Origin of the sequence: Acidipila rosea (assembly GCF_004339725.1) — a bacterium.
GTDB lineage: Bacteria > Acidobacteriota > Terriglobia > Terriglobales > Acidobacteriaceae > Acidipila > Acidipila rosea.
This window is the reverse complement of the sequence record NZ_SMGK01000002.1, coordinates 162168-183982: the sequence shown is the minus strand read 5'-3', so window position 1 is coordinate 183982 and position 21815 is coordinate 162168. Positions and strand designations below refer to the sequence as shown.

Genomic DNA, 21815 nt, shown 5'->3' with positions numbered 1-21815 from the left:
CGTTGCCCCGGTCCTGCTAAGTCCTCACACCAGCGACAGAAGAAGCTGGACTGCGAAGCACGGCTGTATGGCTGGATCTGCATCGTCTTCTATATTTTACTCGTCCGCAGCCCTCCCGGCAGGGCTGCGCGCGCCAGTGAATAAAATTAAGTACTACGAAATCCCGCACTTTGAGGGTTAACCCTTGACCTTGTGCATCTCGCCCCGCCCCGAGGGCAGCCGGTGAATGACAAAGCCTTCACGCAACGTGGCTTGTCAGCTTCTACCTCATCAACTAGCCTTAGGAGTGCAGCGCATTAGGTTGCGCCAGCCACTCTAACTGAGGTGCTAGTGAAACCGCTCCCCTCTCTCTGTGCGGTGCTCGCAGTGGGCATTGCCCTTCAGCCCGCACTCGCAGAACCAGCTTCTCCTAATACCGCCGCTCCTGCGCAGCAGACCATCAGCCCCAACTACAAGCCTGTGCCACCGGTCACTTACACCAGCACACTCGGTTCCACCTATGTGCCCATCGATAGCTGGATTTACCCCGCGCTCGATCGACTGCAGGCGCTAGGCTACCTGGATACCGCTTTTCTAGGTATTCGGCCCTGGACCCGGCTGAGCATCGTTCACATGCTGGAGCAGACCTCCAACAGCATTGACGAAGGCGCGGATACCAGCGGCAATCAGGAGGCGAGATCCATCTACCTCGCCGTCAGAAAAGAGCTGCAGCCGGATATCGAAGGACCGACAGGCGCACATGACATTCATGTAGAGTTCGAGAGCGCCTACACGCGCGCGCTGGGTATCTCCGGTACACCTCTCCATGACAGCTTCCATCTCGGCCAATCCATCATCAACGATTACGGCCGGCCCTATGAGCAGGGCTTCAACAACGTAACGGGAGCCAGCGCCCGGGCCGAAGCAGGCCGCTTTACTCTCTACTTCCGCGGCGAGTACCAGCACGCGCCCAGCGCCGCTGGCTACAATCCGCTTCTGGTTTCAGAGCTTTCGGCGCTGGATTATGTTCCTCTCGCATCGAACCCCAACCAGGCGACGATCCCCGGCGGACCCATCGCCTCTGCCAACTATTTCCGTATCCTAGAGGCCAATCTCTCCTACCACCTTCTGGGGCATGAGATTTCCTTCGGTAAGTCCGATCACTGGATGGGCCCCGATCAGGGCGGATCGTTCGCCTGGAGCAACAATGCGCAGAACATCTATGCCTTCCAGATTGACCGGGTCGAACCTCTCCACGTGCCACTGCTTTCTGATCTTCTCGGACCATTCCGTTACGACTTCTTTGTAGGCAGCCTCAAGGGCCACACGGACCCGAACGCTCCCTGGGAACACACCGAGAAGATCAACTTCAAGCCGACGAAGAATCTTGAAATGGGCTTCGAGCGGACGGTCATCTGGGGTGGCAAGGATCACGTACCCATTACTCTGCACAGCTTCCTGAAGAGTTTTTTCAGCTTCCAGAACGTTTCAGGAGCAGAGAAGTTTTCGCGCAACGATCCCGGCGCGCGCTTCAGCACCTTTGACTTCTCCTATCGGCTGCCGTTTCTGCGGAACTGGCTAACGCTCTACACGGATTCGCTTGCGCATGACGACGTAACCCCGGTGAGCGCGCCACGTCGGGCTGGAATTGCCCCGGGCATTTATCTGTCCCATGTGCCCGGCGTTCCCAAGCTCGATTTCCGGGTGGAGGCGGCCTCGACCGATCCCGACCATGTCAGGAGTCAACGGGGTGCGTTTCTCTACGCTGAAGGCGTCCAACTGCAGGGCTATACCAACGCAGGCAATATCTTCGGGCACTGGATCGGGCGTGAGTCCAAGGGCGGCCAGGCATGGCTCACCTATCACCTCTCGCCCGACGAACAGTTCCAGTTTCAGTATCGCAACGCCAAGGCGGCCAAGGACTTCATCGCTGGAGGCACGACGCAGAACGATTTCCAGTTCAACGTAATCAAGCGTGTGATGACTGACTATGAGGTTCGCGGCTGGGTGCAGTACGAGCGCTGGAAAGCGCCCATTTATAAACCCGGGGCGCAAAGCGATACCAGCATTGCTGTCCAGCTCACCTGGTTTCCCAAGGACAAGCGGAAAGACTTCTAAACACGGAAAGGCCCGCATCTCTCAGAGGTGCGGGCCTTAAGTCTTTAGTTAAACTCCGTAAGCTCTTCATCCGAAGAGCAGGGAATTGCAAGCCTATTAGTTCGAAATCGAGTGAGCCGCGGCCAGCGTGTTCGCATCGGCGGAGGGTGCAACCGGCGCCGGGGTCTCAATTGTCATGGCCGGCTGTGAGGCCGTCTGCAAGCCGCTGGGGCTGGATGGTCCAAGGCCAAGTTTGATCAGCGCGCGTGAATCGGGGGTGAGCTTGGTCTGCCAGCCGTTATCGGCCTGGAACTTCTGCATGGCTGCCTGCGTCTGAGCATCCCATTCGCCCGTGGGCTCACCGGTAAGATAATTTTGTTTGATCAGGGCCTGCTGAATCTGGGTCGCGCGAGCAGGATCGATCTGGCGCTGTCCTTTAATCTCGTGCTTCTTTGCCCGCCTTGCCTTAGCGTGTCCTGCGGTAGGTGCGCGATGGGTTCGGCTTGCAGAGGCTGGCACTGCTGCCATCGTCAAACAGAGTGCGACGGCCGGCAATGCGCAAAGAGTCCTGGGGAAGACTCGCAATAGATTCATTTAGATTCCTCGTTAAACTTCGATCAATCTTTCCAAAAGATTAAGGGTTTACAACTGGAAATACAAGAAAAACAAGGGCTCGCCGGCCAGTTTCTGCTGGCCGGCGAGCCCTTCTGGTTACTGTAAAGTACCGCCGAAAAAGTTACTTCCGTCATGCGGATGTTGCGGATCGACTACCTCGAAGACCACATCCTGGCCTGACTTCAGCTCAGAGACGATCGCGTTGTAGTCGGCCTTATTCCGCACCGGCTGCTTGTTAACGGCGATGATTACGCCCCGCTCCGGTAGCTGGATTGAATCGGCAAACGATCCGGGCTTGACGGTTTGGACCAGCACGCCGTGCAGATCGGCCGGCGCGCCCTGGGGCAGATCGCGGACCGTGATGCCCAGCTTGGACTGGGAAGCATCAGCGCCACTTCCGCTGCCCGGACCCTGCTGATTCCCGGCCACGTTGCCCGCTTCGATCACCTTGGTACGGTCGCCGATGGTGACCGTAGTCGTCATTGGCTTGCCGTTCCGCAGGTAGCCGATGCTCACCGAAGTGCCTGGCTTGCGTGCCGAAATGTTGTTGACCAACTCATCGCCATCCTTGATCGTCTTGCCATCGATCGCGGTGATGATGTCGCCTGTCTTCAGTCCCGCCTTATCGGCTGGCTGACCCGGAGTGACGCTTGAGATCAGCACGCCATTCTTGAAGCCATAGACCCGGCTGACGGCTGGCGGCAGGTTCGGACGGAAGGATATTCCGATCGATCCGCGCACCACCTTATGTTCGGGTCCGATCAGGTCGTTGTAATCGCTGATGACCGTGTTGGCCGGCATGGCAAAACCGATGCCCTGGTAGCCACCGGATTCCGTGTAGATGGCCGTGTTGACGCCGATGACCTCACCCGCCATGTTGATCAGCGGACCACCGGAATTGCCGGGGTTGATCGCCGCGTCCGTCTGGATGAAGTGCTGGAACTGACCGGCTGGGGTCGGATCGATCGTACGGTTCTTGGCGGAGACAATACCGGCAGTCACGGTCTGGCTCAGGTTGAAGGGAATGCCGATGGCCATGACCCAGTCGCCTACCTGTGCCGAGTCGGAATTTCCCATCTTCACCGTCGGCAGCGGGTGATCGACATTGATCTTGATGACCGCAATATCGGTATCCTTATCGACGCCTACGACGGTTGCCGGGTGTCCACGTTCGCCTTCAGGATCCGTCGTGAGCTTCACGTAGATCTTGTCGGCTTTGTCGACGACGTGATTGTTGGTGATGATGTAGCCGCGCGAGTCTACGATAAAGCCAGAGCCGAGTGATTCGCGCTCGCCACCGCCACCGCCGTCATCGGGGCCGCCTTGTTCGGGACCCTGGGGGCCCATTCCGAAAAAGCGGTTGAAGAAGTCCTGCATCCCGCCCTGGTCATTTCCCTGACCAGGACCCTGATCGTCATCCGGGGAGTTGTCATCAGGTCCCTGTTGCTGCGGCGCCTGACGCATCCGCCCGCGTCGATTGTGTTCCTTGGGCAGAGTCTCCGAGTTGATATTGACGACCGCCGGCCCCACTTCCTTCGCAATCCGGGTAAAGGTCGTCGAAAGGTCGCGAGGGTTGGGAATCTTCAGCGGTGTAGCATCGCTGCTGTCAACGGTCTTTTCCTGGCCCTTAACGCCATGTGCTACTACAGAGCCAATCAGGATTCCTGCCGAGAGTGTCGCCAGGACCGTAAAAGTGGAAGCGAGACGGCGTACACGTAGCCGTTCAAGCAGGGATTTCATTCGGGTCTAACCTCGTGTCTTCTTTTAGAAGCAATAGATACAGTTTTGCGGCGCATGCGCCAGTCCCTTGTTTCAGTATACCGAGTGGGATCAACCAGATAACCTTACAACCAGATGTGTTTCTTTTCTCTACACAAGCTTTTAGACGTGCAAAATTAAAAAATCGTCACAACTGCAGGCCCGAACACCACAACTTTACTTCTCACTCAGTGAGACACCTTCGTGGGCCGTAGGTTGTATGCGGGCCGGAAGAATTTCCGTCAGTGCTATGCCTCCAAGGATAAAAATGGCCCCGGAGGAGGAGCGCAGATTGAGCCGCTCTCCCATCACGGCGAACGACGTGAGCCACGCGAAGACCGGCTCCAGTGCCAGGATCAGCGCCGTATGGGTTGCCGGCAGAAACTGCTGCGCCCAGCTTTGGATCGTGAAGGCTGCAGCCGTGGCAAGAAGCGCAGCGATGCCCAGTGCGATCAGCAATCGGCCTGTCCAGTGGATGTAAGGGTGCTCAAAGATATGCAGGCTTACAGCCATGTAGACGGTGCAGAAGCCGATCTGCAGCAGCGCAAGCTGCTCGTAGTCCATGCGCGGCGAAGTATGCGCGAGCGCAATCACATGGAGCGCAAACCCGAGCGCGCAACCGAGCGTCAACAGGTCGCCGCGATTCATCGCTCTGAAATCGAAGGTCGCTCCGGCCGGAGTCGTCAACAGCACGATCCCGTCGAACGCCAGCAGCGCGCCGAGATAAGCATTCCACCGCGGAGGATGGGCGCCGTGCGGACGCAAGCCCGGCACAGCCGACAGCAGAGGCACCAGCACCACGACCAGGCCGGTGAGGAACGCCGACTTGGAGGGCGTAGTCATCCGCAGCCCCGCTGTCTGGAACTGGTAGCCCATCGCCAGGCATGCGCCGACCACTGCACCGCTTATCACAGCGCGCCGTGTCATCCTCCTCCAATGGCTCCTGTAGAAGATGGCAAGCGCAACAAAGGCAATCGTCATGCGCAGCAGGTTGAAGAGCAGCGGTGACACGTCCGTCAGGGCGCCCTTCACCAGCACAAACGTCGAGCCCCACACGACTACAACGGCAAGCAGCAAAACGTGAGCTCGCAGGGATTGGGACATGCTCTAGAGTTTAGCCGGACAGGAATACGATCCAGGACCCGCTGCGTAGGCAGCGGAGAAAATGGTCTACTGACTGTGCGTGCAATAGAACCGGCGCATGCTTTCTTTGAAAATGGAACAGCACACAAACCGGAGCCAACCGAGATGAACGATCGTGTTTTCCGCGCCTCACAGGCGCACAAGCTTGAAGATCCTCAACGCAGGATATGGCTGCCTCCCGGCCAGATTGTCGAAGCGCTTGCTCTTCGTCCGTCCATGGTCGTTGCAGACATTGGTGCAGGCACGGGTTATTTCTCCATCCCCATGGCCGAGTCAACGGAGGCTCCCCAGCGTATCTACGCAGTCGATCTTCAGCCGGAGATGCTGGCGTTGCTACGCGCCAAGCTTACTCCGGCCCTTGCCGACCGGATTGTGCTGCGCGAAGGCACAGCGATTGCCACAACTCTTCCAGATGCCTCCTGTGATTTGGTGCTGCTGGCGAACATCTGGCATGAGCTGGATAACACGGCCGACGTTCTCAGCGAGTGCCGCAGGATCCTGCGTCCTGACGGCAGCATTGCCATTCTGGACTGGCGCGACGATGTTAACCCCGAACCGGGACCGCCGCTTCACCACCGCATCTCTTCTGCTGTCGTCACCGATGAACTGCGCAGCCACGATTGGAAGGTCATATCGAACAGTCCGGTTGGGGAATACAGCTATCTGGTAATCGCAGAGGTCTAGCAATATTTCTCCCTGGAAGGGGATCGACGAGATCGCCTTGGGATGCGAGACTCAGAGGGACATGAAGCATGCACTCGCTGGCATCCTGATCCTTGCCTCACTAGTTACCACCGCTGGCTTCTCCCACTCTGCAGCAGCGCAGACATCGCACGCGGATGGCATTCGATACGATGTCGCGGGAGTCGTAGGCCGATCCGATATTGTGCTGCAGGTGCCAAACGCCAGCCCACGGCAGGCAATGCCCCTTGGAAACGGAAGACTTGGCGTCTCCGTCTGGGCTGCAGAGGGTTTTACGGCACAACTGAACAGGGGAGACACGCTGCCTGATCGCGTATCTCCGGGGCAGGTTGTTCTTCCCGGACTTCAGGCGATGACCGCTGCGCCTGATTACAGCGCCCGGCTTGATCTCTATAACGGCATCTTTGTGCAGAATGGCGGCGGAATAACCGCGACCACCTGGGTCGATCCCCACACTGACACCTTGGTGATAGATGTGGTGGGCGCCGATCCCGCGAAGGTGCAGACTGCGGAGTTGCGGCTCTGGCCGCCGCGCAACCCCCACGCCAGCGCCACCACTTCCATGGGCCTGCTTGCTGAGAGCTGGACTGACAACATAGACCCCGGCGCGTCGGGCCGCGTCTTTGGTTCTCTCGCCGCCATCAGCGCTCATGGCCGCAAGGCTTCGATTGCTGTCGAGGACGCGCGCACCATCCGCGTCTCCGTCACTCCTGAGCAGAATGGCCATTTTCAGATACTGGTGGCGTCACCCCATTTCAATGGAAGCCAGTCTGCCGCAGCGGTAGCGACGGCGGCCCTGCGCGAAGTCTCCCTGCGCCGGAACGAGCTCTGGTGGCATGCCTTCTGGCATCGCGCCGACCTCTTCAGGATCACTTCAGCAGATGGCAGCGGGGAGTACATGGAGAATCTGCGCGCACTCTATCTCTTTACTTCTGCAGCTGAGAGCGGCGGAGAATATCCAGGCTCACAGGCCGGCGTCGGAGATCTCTTCTCCTCGATCCGAGATACACACAACTGGGACCCAGCCGCCTTCTGGCATTGGAATCTGCGTATGCAGGTTGCTGCGAACCTCGGTGCTGGTGTGCCAGAGCTGAATGCTCCATACTTCAATCTTTATCGCGCCAACCTCCCGGCCATCCAGTCCTGGACCAGCACGCACATGTCAGGTCATCTGGGAATCTGTGTACCAGAGACAATGCGCTTCAACGGCGTCGGCATAGAGTACGAGAAATGGCACGGGCCGTCCCAGCCGACAGCCAAGCTCGACTGTGACGCATCTTCCGCGCCATATTACAACGCGCGAACCCTCTCCACCGGTGCGGAGGTCGCGCTCAACATCTGGCAGCAGTATCTTGCCACGCACGACCGCGTCTTCCTGCAGCAGAACTACCCGGTCATGCGAGCCGCCGCCCGCTTTCTCCTCGACTATGAGCAGCCCGGCGCCGATGGGATGGCCCATACCGAGCCATCCAACGCCCATGAAACGCAATGGGATACCGCCGATCCGACTACGGATATCGCCGCCCGGATGGCACTCTTTCCTGCAGTCCTCCAGGCGGCCTCGCTACTGCACACTGATCCGGACCTGGTTGCGCAGTTGCAGCGAGCCTCCGCGTTGATTCCACCGTTCCCGCGCACCCAGGAGAGCGGCGCGCGCACACTTTTGTCCGCTGCGGCTGATGCGGGGGGCCACGATGTCATCGCCGACTCCTATCGCCCCGATGCACAGCAGCACAATGTGGAGAATATTGGCCTCGAGCCCGTCTGGCCCTATGCTGTCATTGCGGACGACTCGCCCCTCTATCCGCTTGCCAAGCGCACCTATCTGCATCGCCCCTATCCCATCAATCAGGACTGGAGCTACGATCCGATCCAGGCGGCGAGACTGGGCCTTGGCGATGAGGTCGGGACGACCTTGGTCAAGCTGACCCGGAAATATCAGACCTTCATCAACGGTTTCGCGAACTGGGGCGGCTCCTCGGGCGAGTTTTACGTTGAGCAGTCCGGAGTTGTCGCAGATGCTCTGCAGGAGGCCCTTGTTCAGGACTACGACGGTCTCATCCGAATTGCCCCCGCCGTGCCGCCGGGCTGGGACATCGACGGGCGTGTCTCGATACGCGGAAGAACGAACGTGGATGTGCAGTTCAGGAGCGGGGCGGTCGTTGCTGTCGTCATCCACTCAGGAGAGGCGCAGCAGATACGCCTCAGAAATCCATGGAAAGATCAGCCGGTCAAAATCCTTGCATTGCCATCGGGAAGGGAAGTGCCGGTTGCTGTCTCCGGCGCCGCGATCTCATTCGAGGCGGCGGCAGGAGCTGCCTATGCGGTAGAGGAACCCGTTGCCGGAAAAGCTGCTCTGCCCTCTTCCATCGTGAGCGGAACGCCGGCCACAGCTCCTAAAGTCTTCGGCCCGGTGCAGATTGGCCTCACCCGCGGCAAGTAGGCGGGTTAAAGATCGTCCATCGCGATAATGCCTCGCGAAAGGGAATAAGCCACAGCCTCGGTTCGGTCAGAGACGTCGAGCTTCGAGATGATGTTGTTCACATGATTCTTGATGGTGCTGTCGGCGATCTGCAGCACTCCGGCTATCTCCCGGTTGGTCAGTCCGCGCACCAGCAGGCGCAGCACTTCAATCTCGCGGGCCGTCAGCGGCGGCCGTTGCGCCCGCTCCGCGATGCGGTTGGCGATTGTCGGCACAATCCATTTTTCACCCGCATGAATCCTGCGGAGGGCCTCGACCAGTTGGGTGCGGTCAATATCCTTCAGCGCATAGCCTCGCGCACCCGCCTGCAATATCTGGTAGATCTCCTCTTCCACTTCGTAGCTGGTCAGCACCAGGATCTTCGCTTCCGGCGCAAACTTTTTCACCTGCTGCACGACATGGATGCCGCCGCCCTGCGGCATGCGCAGGTCGAGCAGCAGAACATCGGGTGAGAGCTGGCGATAGAGTTCGATGGCGCGCTCGCCAGTCGCGGCCTCGCCCACCACGTCGATGCCGGGCTCGGCCTGCAGCAGGCTGCGAATCCCAAGCCGAAAAACAAGATGGTCGTCAGCGATGAGGATGCGAATCGGCGGTACTGTCTTCATGAACTCTTTCTATCTTTCGATGTGCGGGCCTCGGCACTTCCACGGTCAGGCATGTGCCGCTGCGGGAGGATTGAATGGCAAGCTTCCCCCGCAGAGCTTCGACGCGCTCCCGCATGCCAACCAGTCCGAAGTGCTGCATCTCGTCCAGCACACCTTCCGCATTGAATCCTATCCCATCGTCCTCCACTTCAAGAAGGATGGCCGTCTTCCGATACTCGATCCGCAGCCGGATGTGGCTCGCCTGCGCATGCCGAACGGCGTTGGCAACTGCCTCCTGTCCAATCCGGTAGAGCTGCGCCGTAATCTCATATGGCAGGCGAGACTCGGACCCCTGCACTGAGAGCGAGATCCTCAGATCGGTCCCCGTCGTCATCTGCGTAGCGCTCTGCCGCAGCAGATTCTGCAGGCTCTCACTGCGGGAGAGAGCGCGCAGCGTCTGGATCGCAAGGTGCGATTCTGAACGGCTATGGCGGACCATCTGCAATCCCAGTGCGAGGTGCTGTGCGGCCGAGGCAGCATCCCGTGTCAGTACCTGTTCTGCAGCCTGCAGTTGCAGTGCGATGCCGGCAAAGCCCTGCGCCATGGTGTCGTGAATGTCGCGCGCGATCCGCGATCGCTCTTCCATCACCGCGCGGAAGCGCAGCCGCAGATTGCGAATATGCAGGACCACGCCGGCAAACGCAATGACCGCAATTCCGGCGAAAATCCAGAGCAGATGCACTGGCGTCCACCACGGTGGACCCGAAAGCACCCGAATATCTTCCGCTGAGCGCAGCATGATGGCGAAGCTGCCATCGGACTTGCTGTCGAGGGTGCGCCGCGGCTCCAGGATGCCCGTAAATTCAAGCACAGTGCCGGGCTGCAGCGCCTTCCGCAGCGAATCGAGTGTTGGCCAGCGCATGCCGCTCGTAATCGCCGAAGGCATCAGCACCAGGTAGAACTGGTGTTCACCTTCTACCCTTAGTTCAATATGATTTCGATCCAGCTGACGCACTTCATTCAGGGTCCCTGTCACCTGTACCAGGTCCAGATCGAACTGTCCCTCAGCCGCACGATCCGGCGAGATGGCAATGGGCAATGGCGTGGAACCGCTCCACAGCCGCTTCACCTTTCCGTGCAGAATCGGCTCATTCTCGTAATCCATCCTGCCGGAGACCTCGACCTCGTCGCCGATCGCGGCCTGGGCTGCTTCAATCGGTTCCACCCGCAGCGCGCTGGTCTGGTCCTGGATGATCAGAATTCCCGGCGCCGAAAGGGTCACCGAACCGCGAACGACCACGTTCTGGTTTGACGTATCACCCGCAGGCGCGACAATGGAAGCGATGGACCGCAGCTGCGTGGTGTCTGCATAGGCACCTATTGCACACAGGCCAGTTATAGTAATAAGACTGAGGCGCAGCCAACGCGCCAGGGCTGAGCTTTGCCACCTCACGCGGCGCTTCTCAGGCACATCGGATACACTTGCGAGGTTGACTAGAAGCAACTTCATGCGCCGCCGACTTGGATTTCTTACTCTCATTGCAGCATCGGCCATTTTAACTGCTGGGGCCTACCTCGTTTACTCTTCGCAGAGTGTAAGGCATCTTCACGCAGGCCAGAGTGTGCGTTTTGAAGACCTGTCCTCCTTTCATTTCTTCGGTGGCGACTGGACAGCGCTCTCCGGTACCATCTCCGATGGCAGGAGTGGACGCGGCGACCTTGCCGTTACAACGGATAGCACCTGGGGCAGGGTTCACCTCTCCGGTGATGTGCGCTTCGACAACTTCTTTCCCGGCGTGCCCTACGGAGATGCAGGCTTTGTGCTACGTGTCACCCAGCCGGACGTTGGTGTGGATTCTTTTCACGGCTACTATGCCGGCATCCGCATCCAGAACCAGACTCTCGTCTTCGGCAAAGCAGAGGATCACTGGTCCGAGCTCAAGGAGCAGCCTCTGACCTTTGCTGTCACGCCCGGAGGGTGGTATCACCTGAGCGTCGATGCCGATAAGTGCCGCTTTGTGGTCCGCGCTCGCCCGGTTGCTGGTGGCCGGGAGGCTTCGTTCGTCTACGACGACCCCGATTGTTTTCCCTCGGGTGCCGTAGGCCTGCGCCTCTTCTATGTGCAGGCCTCCTGGCGGAATCTCATCGCCCGGGGCTGATGCTTCATTGCGTCGCGCGGATCGCCGGGTCGTCCAGCGTAGATCGGTCGAGCAGTTTCATCGGCAGCAGTTGCGACTTTTTGTAGTCCTCCTTGGACAGCACCTCGTGCATCACCGTTATGGCTGTCTCGCCCATCTTCTCGGGGTTCGAAACGATGATTGCATCCAGCTTGCCTTCGATTACCGCATGCGCTGTAGCCGGCTCCTGCCCCACACCCACGAAATATGGTCGTTGTTTAATCGTGCTCATCACCGTGAGCGCGCCGACAGTTGCAAACTCATCTGAGGTGAAGATGCCCTGCACAGGATGCTCGGCGAGCGTATCGAGCGTCGCCTGTCTGCCTCGTGCCCAGTCTGAGAGGCCATATTTGATGCTGACGATCTTGATCTGCGACTTGGCGGCGATCTCATCGGTAAACGCCTTTTCGCGCGTACTGGAGGCCTCCAGTGTAGGGCTCACGCCGATGATGCCGATTGATCCCCGGCCATGCATCAGCTCAATGAGCCTGTCGGCTGCAAGCACGCCTGCGCGTGCATCCTGCAGACCGATATACGCCGCATAGGCTGACGACGGGAGAGCAATCGGGGCGCCAGCCACCACTACGGCAATGCCAGCTTGGGTAGCACGCTGCAGAATCGAAGCCAGCACCAGCTGATGCGAAGGCGCCACAATGATCCCGTCGACATGCTGCCCGATTGCGTCCGCCACCATCGCAGCCTGCCGCTCGTAGTCAGCCGCCGACTGTGGCGCAGCGAAGCTGATGCGGTACCCGTATTTCGAGGCGTCCGCCTGGATTGCTTTCTGGAAGTCCTCCCAATAGATCTGGCCTCCCGTCATGGGGATGACCGCGATCGTGACTACGTGATGCCGCTCGCGATGGCAGGCAGTCACCAGAAGCGATGAAGACAACAGGAGCAGCGAAGCGATGCGTGCGAGAACCCGCATGGCTGGTCTTTCAAAGTGCATACCAATCAAATTACTCTATAGAGCAGCTTGAGAAACATCTCGATTGAAGTCCAGAGAAAGCAGGGTCATCATGCTGAAAACTGCACCGCGCATCTCCCGCCTTGGTCGCGGCGAAGTCTCCGAAGGAACGGCAGCCATCTATGAGCGCTACATGCGCACCCGCGGCAATGTTCCCAATATGTTCCGCACGATGGCGCATCGCCCTGAGATCTTCGAGACCATGATCGCCCATTTTGAAGCGATCCTGAACACTGGTACTGTTCCCACAAGGCTGAAAGAGTTGCTGATCGTCCGGACCTCGCAGTTGAACCGTTGCGAGTATTGCCTCGGCTCGCACACCCAGATCGCCGCCAAACTCGGCTGGACACGCGACCAGATAGACAACCTTGCCGACTATGCCTCACGCGCGGACTTCTCGCCAGCTGAGAAGGCGGCGCTCAGCCTCGCGGAAAAGATGACCCTGGACGCGAACAACATTCCGGATGAGGATTTTGCCCACCTGCGTGAGTTTTATGATGAGGGTGAGATTGTGGAACTGATGGCCGCCATCGGGCTCTTCAACTACTTCAACCGCTTCAACAATGCGCTGCAACTGGAGCCGACCAAGCCCGGAGAAGGGAACTGAGCTGTAAGCTGTAGCCTGCAGTGGCTCAGCTCGCCGGTTGCGCCCCCATGAAGAGGTAGTCCATCGGCCAATCGGGCTTGATGCCATGCTGCCTGACCAGCGTCCCAAGTTGCGCATAGTGCCTGATGGAGTGCATCAGCGTGTGAACCAGCACTGTCCGGCGCGATGCTTTAACCGTTCCCGCGCTTCGTGTGGCAAAGGTAACAGGCTGCTCCCAGTTGAACTCCGGGGTGACGATAAGCTGCCGAAGCATCTTCATCGCCTGCTCATGGGTTGAATAGATCTCTTCCGCCGTTCCAAAGGCGGTTTCTTCATAGTGGCTCTCCGGCATGCCAGCCAGGCGCTGGGCATACCGGAGTTCAACCGCGACAATGTGTTGCAGCAGCCTGGCGATGGAGCCGGTGGCCATGATGTCGCACTCGATCGCGAGAGCTTCAGGATGCTGGTTGAGCAAACTACGCCATCCCGCCGAGGTCCGCTCGACCCAGGCCATTAACTCATCTACCGTAAGCGCCGTCATTAGCCGACGAAATCCACCTTGACAGGGTGCGGAATAATGCCTCTCTCGTAACCGAGGTCCAGCAGTTTGCGGATCGCTTCACGTCCATCCGCGCCATAGCTCAGAGTGCGTTCGTTCACATACATGCCGACGAACTTGTTGGCCATGTCCGGCTCGAGGTCACGCGCAAACTGCATGGCATACTGCAGGGCCTCTTCGCGATGATCCAACCCATGCTGGATGCTGTCGCGCAGCGCATGCGTCACCTTCAGCATCACGTCTTCGCCAAGCGAGCGGCGGATAGCATTGCCACCCAGCGGCAATGGCAGCCCCGTCTCCTCGCGCCACCACTGGCCCAGATCGATGACTTTGTGCAGGCCGCTGTGGGAGTAGGTCAGCTGCCCTTCGTGGATAATCAGCCCAGCCTGGTAGTTGCCCGCGATCACCTCGGGAATGATGCGATCAAAAGGAACTACTTCCGTCTCAATCTCCGGGGCAAAAAGCTTCAGCGTCAGGTATGCAGTGGTCAGCATGCCCGGCACCGCGACCTTGATCTTCTTGATCTCGGTGGGTGTAAAGCGCTGACTGGAGACGATCATCGGGCCATAGCCCTCGCCTACCGATCCGCCGCAAGCCATCAGCGTGTACTTGTCCTGAATATACGGATAAGCGTGGAATGAAATTGCCGTTACATCGAAGAAAGCCTCATTGATTGCCCGCTGATTCAGCTTTTCGATATCGCAAAGCTGATGCGTGAATTTATATCCGGCAACGCGCACTTTATTCGTGGCCAGGCCATAGAACATAAAGGCGTCGTCTGAGTCCGGACTATGCGCAATGGTGATTTCGCGCTGGTGTGTCGAGTTGGCTGGTTCTGTTGAAGCTGAGGCAGTCACTAGGAGATTTCCTTTCTGCTATTACCGTGAACAAATCAATCTGTAAACTTATCGTTAATTCGGGGGAACCCGGGGAAAGTCCTGCAGTCCTGTTCGCCTCCGCTAATTTACTCTGCGCCAGCGTGTCCATCCTGCTGCAATCCCGGCTGCGGCCGCAGCCTTGAGCGCGTCGCCCGGCAGGAAGGGAAGAATAGACATGGTCCAAACCTTCGCCATGCCGAGATGGGTTACTGTGCCCAGCCACATCGCACCGGCGCCCAGGACGATTATGCTGCCCAGAGCTGCCGCCGCAAGCGAGCCGGCGAACGCAGGACCCAGCTTGGTGCGCAGCCATCCAGTAGCGGCCGCTGCAAAGGGATAGGCGAGCAGGTATCCGCCCGTCGGGCCGAGCAATTGGATCATTCCGCCCGCACCTGGAGTAAAGACCGGCAGTCCCGCGGCTCCTTCCAGCAGGTAGAGCGCCAGGCTCAGGAAAGCGGCCGAAGGTCCAAGCAGCAGCCCCAGCAGCAGGATTGGAAACGGCTGCAGCGTCAGCGGAACAGGCGTAAAGAAGAGGGGAATCGAAACATGAGCGCAAAGAGCGGTGAGCAGGCTGCCCGCGGCAATGGCAATCGCCTTTTGCCAGGAGTTCAGGCCGGCGCGGCTGGCGGAAAAACTAGCGGAAGTGGTTGCGGTGCTCTGACTCGTCATACTTTCTCCGTCTTATCGTTATGACCGCTGGCTGCGGCTGCATCTTCAGTGACTTCCATCTGCCGTATGCGCTCAGCTGAGTGCCGTCGAATAAGACGGGCTACAGCAATAGCTGTCCAGAGCAGGACAGCGGAGCTCAGGACGAAAGCGGCATAGAGAGCGCGCATGGCGGCAACAGTTAGCATAGCAAAGGTGGGCGTTAATCTCCGAGCGATTCGCGCAGCCAGTTCAGGTATCTCTCCCCGCCGCTTTCCGGCCCGAGCACGAGGAGTTCCGGAACCTCATAAGGATGCAACTCGCCGAAAGCCTCTTCGAGCTTTTCAAGTTGATGGACCCCAGTCTTTATCAGCAGCAGGACCTCTTCAGCGTGTTCCACTTTGTCGCGCCATCGATAAATCGAATTCACTGCGCCCATGATGTTCACGCACGCCGCCAGTCGTCGCTCCACCAGCGCTGCAGCGATCCGCCGTCCGTCCTCCAGGGTCTCCGCGGTCGTCAATACAAGTCGAATATCAGTCGCTTCCTGAATAGACATCGGTGCCTGCACAGCGAGTAAGATGATTTGGCTACTGCTTTCCTGCATCATAGAGCAGGTAAAAAACCTAAGAAAAATCAGGCAAGGATTGCGGAAGAAAATGTCCACTCAGATCAAGTTTGGTACCTCCGGCTGGCGCGCTATCGTCGCCGATGAATTCACGATCGCCAACATCCGCCGCGCCACCACCGGCATCGCGAAATATATAGCTACCCAGCCCGCTCCGCATCGCGTGCTCATCGGGCGCGATCCGCGCTTCCTGGGCGAGTCTTTCGTGGCAGAAGCCGCATCCATGCTGTCGGCGAACGGAGTAACGCCGGTTATCATCTCTGATCCCGCGCCCACCCCGGCCATTGCTTATGCTGTGCGTCAGCGCAAGGCGAGCGGCGCAATCAACTTCACCGCCTCGCACAATCCGCCGGAGTACAACGGCATCAAGTTCTCCACTCCCGACGGAGCTCCAGCACTGCCCGAGGTCACCGGCAAGATTGAAGCAGCCATCGCCGCGCTTGGGGATCAGGTCCCGGCAGCCAGCACGAAACAGGAGAAGTACGAAGAGATCGACGTCAAGCCGGAGTACCTCGCGCGTCTGGGCGAACTCATCGATTTCCCGGCGATCAAAAAGTCCGGCATCAAGGTAGTATTCGATCCCTTCTGGGGAGCGGCCCGCGGGTACAGTTGTCACATCCTGCGCGAGCACGGCATAGAAACAGCGACTGTTCATGATTATCGCGACGTGCTCTTTGGCGGCCATGCTCCTGAGCCGGATGACCATCTGCTGGGCGCCTGCAAGGAAAAGATGAAGGAGACAGGGGCAGCCATCGGCATTGCGACGGATGGAGACGCAGACCGCTTCGGCATCGTCGACGGGGACGGAACTTTCATCCAGCCGAACTACATTATTGCGCTCCTCTTCGACTATCTGGTGGAGACGCGCGGCTGGCGCAACGGCGTAGCCAAGTCTGTAGCAACTACCAACCTGGTCAATGCATTGGCAGACTTTCATAAAGTTAAACTTTATGAAACCCCCGTTGGCTTCAAGTACATCGGCGAACTCATCAACCAGGACAAGATCGCCATCGGTGGCGAGGAGAGCGCCGGTCTCACTATCCGTGGCCACGTTCCTGAGAAGGACGGAGTCCTCGCAGGCCTGCTGGTGACGGAGATGATGGCCGTCCGGGGCAAATCTTTGGGGGTGCAATTAAAGGAACTATTTGCCAAGGTTGGTTCCTTTTATCCAAATCGTGAGAACTTCCGCTTGACGCCGGAGGTGAAGACCAAGTTCACTGAAAAAGTAAAGAGCGATCCGCACGAACTGGGCGGACGCAAGGTTTCCTCTGTAGTCAGAACCGACGGTCTCAAGCTCCTGCTCGAAGACGGTTCCTGGGTCTGCTACAGGCTGAGCGGGACGGAGCCGGTGGTCCGTGTCTACACGGAAGCTCGCTCAGAGGACGACATGGAAAAGCTGAGCAAGGCAGCAAAGGACTGGGTACTCGCATAGTAGCGCTGGATGAAAAAGAGCAGCGACAATCCGACGCAGCAGAAGCTACCGCTACCGGCGGCCTCCAAGGCCGCCAGCGTAGCCTATCGGCTGCGTCGCCGCTTTGCAACCATTGCGGCCATCGTAGTGTCGCTGTTTTTCGGCTATCACGTCATCTTTGGCGAAAACGGGCTTACAGCCTACCAGCAGAAGCGTAGTGAAGATCGAACCCTGCAGCACCAGATCCAAGAACTGCAGGCCGAGAACACACGCCTGCAGGGTCATGTAGAGCACCTCAAGAACGACCCTGACGCCATCGAACACGAAGCCCGTGAGCGCCTGCACTACACCCGTCCCGGTGAGGTCATCTACACGCTCAACGAGCCAACCGCTCCTGCCACGCCTGCACACAAATAGACGAGAATGGATCAAGTGTGGGGATTAAAGGGACAGCACTGCACATTCGATCTGATAATGGATTATGTCCGATAACGTATATTCTGTTAAGTTAGGGCGTGGGCATCCCCGCTACCTCAGCCTGACCCAACTCCCAATTCCTGCTTATGATGAAATACCTGAGAGTTCCCGGCCCTCCAGCCTGGCGCCATCAAGGAGAATGCACCTATGAGCTTTAAGCGAATCCTCATTGCCGTGGATGAAAGCACCTTCGCGGCACACGCTGCGAACACTGGCCTGGAACTGGCACGCCAACTCGGAGCCGAGGTTGCGTTTGTCACCGTCGTCGATCCTGCCGTTGCCCAGACTGCCACGGACTCCGGCGTTTCGCCCGATCGCTGGCTAGCCATGGCTCAGACGGACGCCAGAAATCTTCTTCGGGCATTTTGCGAACGGGCTGCGGCGACGCCTCCGGCCCTTGAATTTCTGGAGACCGGCAAACCCGCCGCCAGCATTGTCGTAGCCGCCCGGAACTGGCCGGCGGATCTGATCGTGATCGGTACTCATGGTCGCGGCACGGTCGGCAACCTTCTTCTCGGCAGTGTCGCCCAGGGCGTCCTCCAGAATGCTCACTGTCCTGTCATGGTGATCAGGGCGCCCAAGCAGACTTAAGTCGGGCGGGTTGTGATGAAGGTCACACAGCTTGGCTGCTGAAGTCGAGTAAGATGCGGCGCATGGACACGTTCTTGCTCCACAGGATCCATTTCGCCTTCACGATTACCTACCACTACCTGTTTCCGCAATTGACCATGGGCCTGGCGCTGCTGATCGTGGTGCTCAAGTTCATCGCGCTCAAGAACAACGATGAGCGATACAACGCGGCGGCGCGGTTCTGGGCCAGGCTCTTCGCGGTCAATTTTGTCCTTGGCGTTGTGACTGGTATCCCCATGGAGTTCCAGTTCGGCACCAACTGGGCGGAGTTCTCGCGACGCACCGGCGGCGTCATCGGCCAGCCACTGGCCATGGAGGGTGTCTTCTCGTTCTTTCTTGAGTCGACCTTTCTCGGCCTCTTCCTCTTTGCCGAAAAGCGGCTCACGAAGCTCGCGCATTTCGGGTCGGCGCTCATGGTCTTCATCGGTTCATGGATCTCGGGTTTCTTCATCATCGTCACCGACGCCTGGATGCAGCACCCCGTAGCCTACCATCTGCTGCCCAACGGCACCTATGAGGTAAGCAGCTTCTGGGGGCTGCTTTTCAATCCGTGGGCGTGGCTGCAGTATGCGCACAACATGTGCGGCGCGGTTGTGACGGCCGCCTTTGTAATGGCGGCGACCGGCGCTTTCTACCTGCTCGACGGCAAGCATGTGGAGTACGGCAAGCTCTTCCTCAAGGTTGGCGTCATCGCCGGCCTCGCATCCTGCATCGTGCAGATCTTCCCCACCGGCGATTTGCACGGTCGCGCCGTTGCGAAGTATCAGCCGGCAGCCATGGCCGGCATGGAGGGTCTCTTCCGGACGGAAAAAGGCGCTCCCATCGTACTGATGGGCCAGCCGGATATCGAGCACGAAAAGATCGACAATCCAATCGCCGCGAACAAGGTGCTCAGTTTCCTGATCTACGGCACCACGAGTGCAGAGGTGCAGGGGCTCGATAGTTTTCCCCGCGACCAGTGGCCCACTGCACTGCCGCTGCTCTACTACAGCTACCACATCATGGCAGGGCTTGGAACCTACTTCGCCTTTATCATGACGCTCGCGGCTTTCCTGCTGTGGCGCGGCAAACTCTATACGACACGCTGGGTCCTGTGGCCGCTGCTGCTCAGTTTCCCGCTGCCCTACATCGCCAACACGGCGGGCTGGATGACCGCGGAGATCGGCAGGCAGCCCTGGCTTGTCTACGGGCTCATGCGCACCTCTCAGGGCTACTCCACTCACGTCTCCGAGGGAAACAGCCTCTTCACGCTGCTGGGCTTCATGGGGATGTACACCGTGCTGTCGATTCTGTGGGTCGTGATCGTCTATCGCCTGATTGGCGCAGGACCGCAAACTGCAGAAGCTCACTACGAAACGATGACCGCGTAAACGAAGCCGTCAGGAGAGACAAAGAATGGGTGCAATCTGGTTCTGGATCGTTGCGGTCATGCTGGCTGCGTATGTTGTGTTGGACGGCTTCGACCTCGGAGTAGGAATTCTCTATCCCTTTCTCGCGCGGACTGATGAGGAGCGCAGAACGGCAATCCATTCCATCGGGCCGGTCTGGGACGGAAACGAAGTGTGGCTGCTGGCTGGCGGCGGCACCTTGTTCTTTGCCTTTCCGCTGCTTTACGCCTCGGCCTTCAGTGGCTTCTATCTGCCGCTGATGATCGTGCTCTGGCTGCTCATTCTGCGCGGTCTCGGCATCGAGTTGCGCAGCCACATGGAGAACGCCGTCTGGCGCACCTTCTTCGACGGCATTTTCTTTGTCGCCAGTGCCCTGCTTGCCATCTTCTACGGCGCCGCTCTGGCGAATGTTATTCGCGGCGTGCCGCTTGGCGCTGACCGCTATTTCTTTCTGCCACTCTGGACCAACTGGCGGGTCGGCCCGTCACCCGGCATTCTCGACTGGTACACGGTCCTGGGCGGGGTGGTCGCCCTGGTGGCGCTTGCCCATCACGGCGCTCTCTGGATCGCGCTCAAGACAACCGGATCGCTGGGCTCGCGTGCCACGCTGGCCGCTCGCCGCCTGTGGCCCGCAGTCGCGCTGGTCACGATCATCAGCCTGCCGGCAACGGTTGCGGCGCGCCCTTCCTCACTGGCAAACTACCGCTCCTACCCGGCGCTCTTCGTCATTCCCGTGATGGTGGCTCTGTCGCTCGGCTCTGCGGCCTTCTTTCGTGCCCGAGGAAAAGAGCTCCACGCCTTTCTGTCCTCCTGTCTCTACTTGGCGGTCATGCTCGTGGGTGCCGCTGCGGGGCTCTACCCGACGCTGCTTCCCTCCTCCATCTCGCCTGCACAGAGCATTACGGTTGCAGAGGCGCTCGCCGGCAGCCATTCCGTTCACGTCGGTCTGGCGTGGTGGATCTTTGGCATGCTCCTGGCAACGCTCTATTTCGTCACGTCTTACTGGTTGTTCCGCGGAAAAGTTACGGAGGGGGCTGGTTACGGACACTGATTGCGCCCGGCTGTGTGATGGCCATCACACAGCTATGTATCGCACAACACTGCAGGCCCGCTCCTTTCGGAGAGACAGTAGACCGTAAGGAGAGAGATCGATGAGCATGACCAATCAAGCAGACTTCAACACCAGCCTCTTTGCGGCCCCGGACACCATCGTTGTAGCCACTGATCTTACGGACATGGCCGAACTGCTGCCCCACGCGATTGCCCAGGCCAAAACAGCGCATGCAGTGTTGAAGATTGTCCATGCCATTGCCCCGGAGATGACTTATGATCCGGAATCGGGCATGATCCCCGGCCCCGATCCTCTCAAGGCTTCGCGCGATGCACGCCTGCGTATGCTGGAGATCAGCCATCAGGTTGAGCAGCAGGGCGTGTCCTGCTCCACGGCCGTGCGCCACGGCTTCGCTGCAGATGTCATCGCCGAGGTCGTCCATGAGACTGATGCCGGACGGGTGCTGGCCCGCACCCATGGCCGACGTGGAATCAAGCGCCTGGCTCTGGGTTCCGTCACGCTCCAGTTGCTCCAGCATCTGGATGTGCCCGTCTGCACCATTGGTCCGCGCTGTGCGGGAGTTTCGAACGCCGGCCTCCATCGCATCCTGCATCCGACCGGCTTGGGTCCGGACTGTGATGCAACAGCTCATCTTGCGCTCGATCTGGCGCAGGACAGCCGCGCCGAGCTGACCATGCTCTATGTCCTGCGCGAGGAAACAGCGGTTGAACCCTATCTCGATCCCGACTACAGCTTCGAGCGGCTGGAGTCGCTCCTGCCCGCTATGCGTGGAGACCTTTGGTCGCCGGTGCGCACCAGGATTGCAGCAGGCAATCTGGAGGAAGAGATATTGCGCTGTGCAAAGGACACCTCCGCAGACCTGATCGTAATGGGCGTTCATCCTGCCCAGTCTTTCTGGCCGGGTCACAGCGGCGGCAAAACAGCCTATGCGATCATGGCCGCCGCCACCTGTCCTGTGCTCTCATTCCGCGTGCCCGCAGGTTACAGCATGATGACAAGCCAACCAGAACAGCACGCCTGCGTCCTCGGATAAAGGG

21 protein-coding genes are annotated in these 21815 nt (G+C 59.1%); 11 read left to right on the top strand and 10 right to left on the bottom strand.

Features of this window, described 5'->3' with window-relative positions; genetic code table 11:
* Nucleotides 1–330 precede the first annotated feature (330 nt).
* Nucleotides 331–2097 carry a capsule assembly Wzi family protein gene (locus C7378_RS05875; protein ID WP_243648097.1) on the top strand — a complete coding sequence of 589 codons (1767 nt, stop codon included), beginning with the start codon at nucleotides 331–333 and terminating at the stop codon, nucleotides 2095–2097.
* 96 nt (nucleotides 2098–2193) lie between these two features.
* Here C7378_RS05875 and C7378_RS05870 read toward each other — a convergent pair whose 3' ends face one another.
* The 3 genes from C7378_RS05870 to C7378_RS05860 all read right to left on the bottom strand — a co-directional run bounded on the left by C7378_RS05870 (nucleotide 2194) and on the right by C7378_RS05860 (nucleotide 5526).
* On the bottom strand, nucleotides 2194–2595 hold the full coding sequence (locus C7378_RS05870; RefSeq protein WP_424221204.1) for a peptidoglycan-binding domain-containing protein: 402 nt from the start codon (nucleotides 2593–2595) through the stop codon (nucleotides 2194–2196).
* 192 nt (nucleotides 2596–2787) lie between these two features.
* On the bottom strand, nucleotides 2788–4431 hold the full coding sequence (locus C7378_RS05865; protein WP_131993317.1) for a trypsin-like peptidase domain-containing protein: 1644 nt from the start codon (nucleotides 4429–4431) through the stop codon (nucleotides 2788–2790).
* Nucleotides 4432–4626: 195 nt separating this feature from the next.
* Entirely contained in the window at nucleotides 4627–5526 is a 900-nt protein-coding gene (locus C7378_RS05860; protein WP_243648096.1) for a DMT family transporter, read from the bottom strand.
* A 171-nt stretch (nucleotides 5527–5697) separates the two neighbouring features.
* Between C7378_RS05860 and C7378_RS05855 the strand changes: the two genes are divergently transcribed.
* Nucleotides 5698–6276, top strand: coding sequence for a class I SAM-dependent methyltransferase (locus C7378_RS05855; protein ID WP_131993311.1), 579 nt, complete (start codon nucleotides 5698–5700; stop codon nucleotides 6274–6276).
* Nucleotides 6277–6337: 61 nt separating this feature from the next.
* Nucleotides 6338–8737 (top strand): glycosyl hydrolase family 95 catalytic domain-containing protein, encoded by a 2400-nt coding sequence (locus C7378_RS05850; RefSeq protein WP_131993308.1) that lies wholly within the window; start codon nucleotides 6338–6340, stop codon nucleotides 8735–8737.
* Between the two features lie 5 nt (nucleotides 8738–8742).
* Here C7378_RS05850 and C7378_RS05845 read toward each other — a convergent pair whose 3' ends face one another.
* Both C7378_RS05845 and C7378_RS05840 read right to left on the bottom strand, forming a co-directional pair.
* Nucleotides 8743–9381: a response regulator gene (locus C7378_RS05845; RefSeq protein ID WP_131993306.1), complete on the bottom strand. Its 639-nt coding sequence runs from the start codon at nucleotides 9379–9381 to the stop codon at nucleotides 8743–8745.
* Nucleotides 9344–10870: a sensor histidine kinase gene (locus tag C7378_RS05840; protein ID WP_165876685.1), complete on the bottom strand. Its 1527-nt coding sequence runs from the start codon at nucleotides 10868–10870 to the stop codon at nucleotides 9344–9346. The genes C7378_RS05845 and C7378_RS05840 overlap by 38 nt, the downstream gene beginning before the upstream one ends.
* Here C7378_RS05840 and C7378_RS05835 point away from each other — a divergent pair.
* A complete protein-coding gene (locus tag C7378_RS05835; RefSeq protein ID WP_165876684.1) occupies nucleotides 10869–11519 on the top strand; it encodes a hypothetical protein in 651 nt (216 codons plus the stop codon). The genes C7378_RS05840 and C7378_RS05835 overlap by 2 nt on opposite strands.
* A gap of 4 nt (nucleotides 11520–11523) precedes the next feature.
* On the opposite strand, the gene C7378_RS05830 is transcribed toward C7378_RS05835, so the two are convergent.
* Nucleotides 11524–12465 (bottom strand): sugar ABC transporter substrate-binding protein, encoded by a 942-nt coding sequence (locus tag C7378_RS05830; RefSeq protein ID WP_165876683.1) that lies wholly within the window; start codon nucleotides 12463–12465, stop codon nucleotides 11524–11526.
* Nucleotides 12466–12556: 91 nt separating this feature from the next.
* Between C7378_RS05830 and C7378_RS05825 the strand changes: the two genes are divergently transcribed.
* Nucleotides 12557–13111, top strand: coding sequence for a carboxymuconolactone decarboxylase family protein (locus C7378_RS05825; protein WP_131993294.1), 555 nt, complete (start codon nucleotides 12557–12559; stop codon nucleotides 13109–13111).
* 25 nt (nucleotides 13112–13136) lie between these two features.
* Here C7378_RS05825 and C7378_RS05820 read toward each other — a convergent pair whose 3' ends face one another.
* The 4 genes from C7378_RS05820 to cutA form a co-directional block, all read right to left on the bottom strand.
* Nucleotides 13137–13631: a DinB family protein gene (locus C7378_RS05820; RefSeq protein ID WP_131993291.1), complete on the bottom strand. Its 495-nt coding sequence runs from the start codon at nucleotides 13629–13631 to the stop codon at nucleotides 13137–13139.
* Nucleotides 13631–14506 carry a menaquinone biosynthesis family protein gene (locus tag C7378_RS05815; protein ID WP_243648095.1) on the bottom strand — a complete coding sequence of 292 codons (876 nt, stop codon included), beginning with the start codon at nucleotides 14504–14506 and terminating at the stop codon, nucleotides 13631–13633. The genes C7378_RS05820 and C7378_RS05815 overlap by 1 nt, the downstream gene beginning before the upstream one ends.
* Nucleotides 14507–14608: 102 nt before the next feature.
* A complete protein-coding gene (locus C7378_RS05810) occupies nucleotides 14609–15196 on the bottom strand; it encodes a biotin transporter BioY (protein WP_131993288.1) in 588 nt (195 codons plus the stop codon).
* A 199-nt stretch (nucleotides 15197–15395) separates the two neighbouring features.
* Nucleotides 15396–15731, bottom strand: a complete 336-nt coding sequence (gene cutA, locus C7378_RS05805) for a divalent-cation tolerance protein CutA (RefSeq protein ID WP_131993285.1) — start codon at nucleotides 15729–15731, stop codon at nucleotides 15396–15398.
* A 100-nt stretch (nucleotides 15732–15831) separates the two neighbouring features.
* Between cutA and C7378_RS05800 the strand changes: the two genes are divergently transcribed.
* The 6 genes from C7378_RS05800 to C7378_RS05775 all read left to right on the top strand — a co-directional run bounded on the left by C7378_RS05800 (nucleotide 15832) and on the right by C7378_RS05775 (nucleotide 21811).
* Entirely contained in the window at nucleotides 15832–17232 is a 1401-nt protein-coding gene (locus C7378_RS05800) for a phosphoglucomutase/phosphomannomutase family protein (protein WP_131993282.1), read from the top strand.
* A gap of 9 nt (nucleotides 17233–17241) precedes the next feature.
* Entirely contained in the window at nucleotides 17242–17628 is a 387-nt protein-coding gene (locus C7378_RS05795) for an FtsB family cell division protein (RefSeq protein ID WP_131993279.1), read from the top strand.
* 207 nt (nucleotides 17629–17835) lie between these two features.
* Nucleotides 17836–18279 (top strand): universal stress protein, encoded by a 444-nt coding sequence (locus tag C7378_RS05790; RefSeq protein ID WP_131993276.1) that lies wholly within the window; start codon nucleotides 17836–17838, stop codon nucleotides 18277–18279.
* A gap of 62 nt (nucleotides 18280–18341) precedes the next feature.
* Entirely contained in the window at nucleotides 18342–19688 is a 1347-nt protein-coding gene (locus tag C7378_RS05785; protein WP_131993273.1) for a cytochrome ubiquinol oxidase subunit I, read from the top strand.
* A 25-nt stretch (nucleotides 19689–19713) separates the two neighbouring features.
* Entirely contained in the window at nucleotides 19714–20757 is a 1044-nt protein-coding gene (gene cydB, locus C7378_RS05780) for a cytochrome d ubiquinol oxidase subunit II (RefSeq protein ID WP_131993270.1), read from the top strand.
* 106 nt (nucleotides 20758–20863) lie between these two features.
* The gene (locus C7378_RS05775) at nucleotides 20864–21811 is read left to right on the top strand and encodes a universal stress protein (protein WP_165876682.1); all 948 of its coding nucleotides are present in this window, start codon (nucleotides 20864–20866) and stop codon (nucleotides 21809–21811) included.
* The last annotated feature ends 4 nt before the right edge of the window (nucleotides 21812–21815 follow it).

Excerpts from the sequence above, each read along its gene's own strand:
- C7378_RS05865 (WP_131993317.1), bottom strand. The coding sequence starts at position 4,431 with ATGAAATCCCTGCTTGAACGGCTACGTGTACGCCGTCTCGCTTCCACT.
- C7378_RS05855 (WP_131993311.1), top strand. The coding sequence starts at position 5,698 with ATGAACGATCGTGTTTTCCGCGCCTCACAGGCGCACAAGCTTGAAGAT.
- C7378_RS05850 (WP_131993308.1), top strand. The coding sequence starts at position 6,338 with ATGAAGCATGCACTCGCTGGCATCCTGATCCTTGCCTCACTAGTTACC.
- C7378_RS05845 (WP_131993306.1), bottom strand. The coding sequence starts at position 9,381 with ATGAAGACAGTACCGCCGATTCGCATCCTCATCGCTGACGACCATCTT.
- C7378_RS05835 (WP_165876684.1), top strand. The coding sequence starts at position 10,869 with ATGCGCCGCCGACTTGGATTTCTTACTCTCATTGCAGCATCGGCCATT.
- C7378_RS05840 (WP_165876685.1), bottom strand. The coding sequence starts at position 10,870 with ATGAAGTTGCTTCTAGTCAACCTCGCAAGTGTATCCGATGTGCCTGAG.
- C7378_RS05830 (WP_165876683.1), bottom strand. The coding sequence starts at position 12,465 with ATGCGGGTTCTCGCACGCATCGCTTCGCTGCTCCTGTTGTCTTCATCG.
- C7378_RS05825 (WP_131993294.1), top strand. The coding sequence starts at position 12,557 with ATGCTGAAAACTGCACCGCGCATCTCCCGCCTTGGTCGCGGCGAAGTC.
- C7378_RS05820 (WP_131993291.1), bottom strand. The coding sequence starts at position 13,631 with ATGACGGCGCTTACGGTAGATGAGTTAATGGCCTGGGTCGAGCGGACC.
- C7378_RS05810 (WP_131993288.1), bottom strand. The coding sequence starts at position 15,196 with ATGACGAGTCAGAGCACCGCAACCACTTCCGCTAGTTTTTCCGCCAGC.
- cutA (WP_131993285.1), bottom strand. The coding sequence starts at position 15,731 with ATGTCTATTCAGGAAGCGACTGATATTCGACTTGTATTGACGACCGCG.
- C7378_RS05800 (WP_131993282.1), top strand. The coding sequence starts at position 15,832 with ATGTCCACTCAGATCAAGTTTGGTACCTCCGGCTGGCGCGCTATCGTC.
- C7378_RS05795 (WP_131993279.1), top strand. The coding sequence starts at position 17,242 with ATGAAAAAGAGCAGCGACAATCCGACGCAGCAGAAGCTACCGCTACCG.
- C7378_RS05790 (WP_131993276.1), top strand. The coding sequence starts at position 17,836 with ATGAGCTTTAAGCGAATCCTCATTGCCGTGGATGAAAGCACCTTCGCG.
- C7378_RS05785 (WP_131993273.1), top strand. The coding sequence starts at position 18,342 with ATGGACACGTTCTTGCTCCACAGGATCCATTTCGCCTTCACGATTACC.
- cydB (WP_131993270.1), top strand. The coding sequence starts at position 19,714 with ATGGGTGCAATCTGGTTCTGGATCGTTGCGGTCATGCTGGCTGCGTAT.
- C7378_RS05775 (WP_165876682.1), top strand. The coding sequence starts at position 20,864 with ATGACCAATCAAGCAGACTTCAACACCAGCCTCTTTGCGGCCCCGGAC.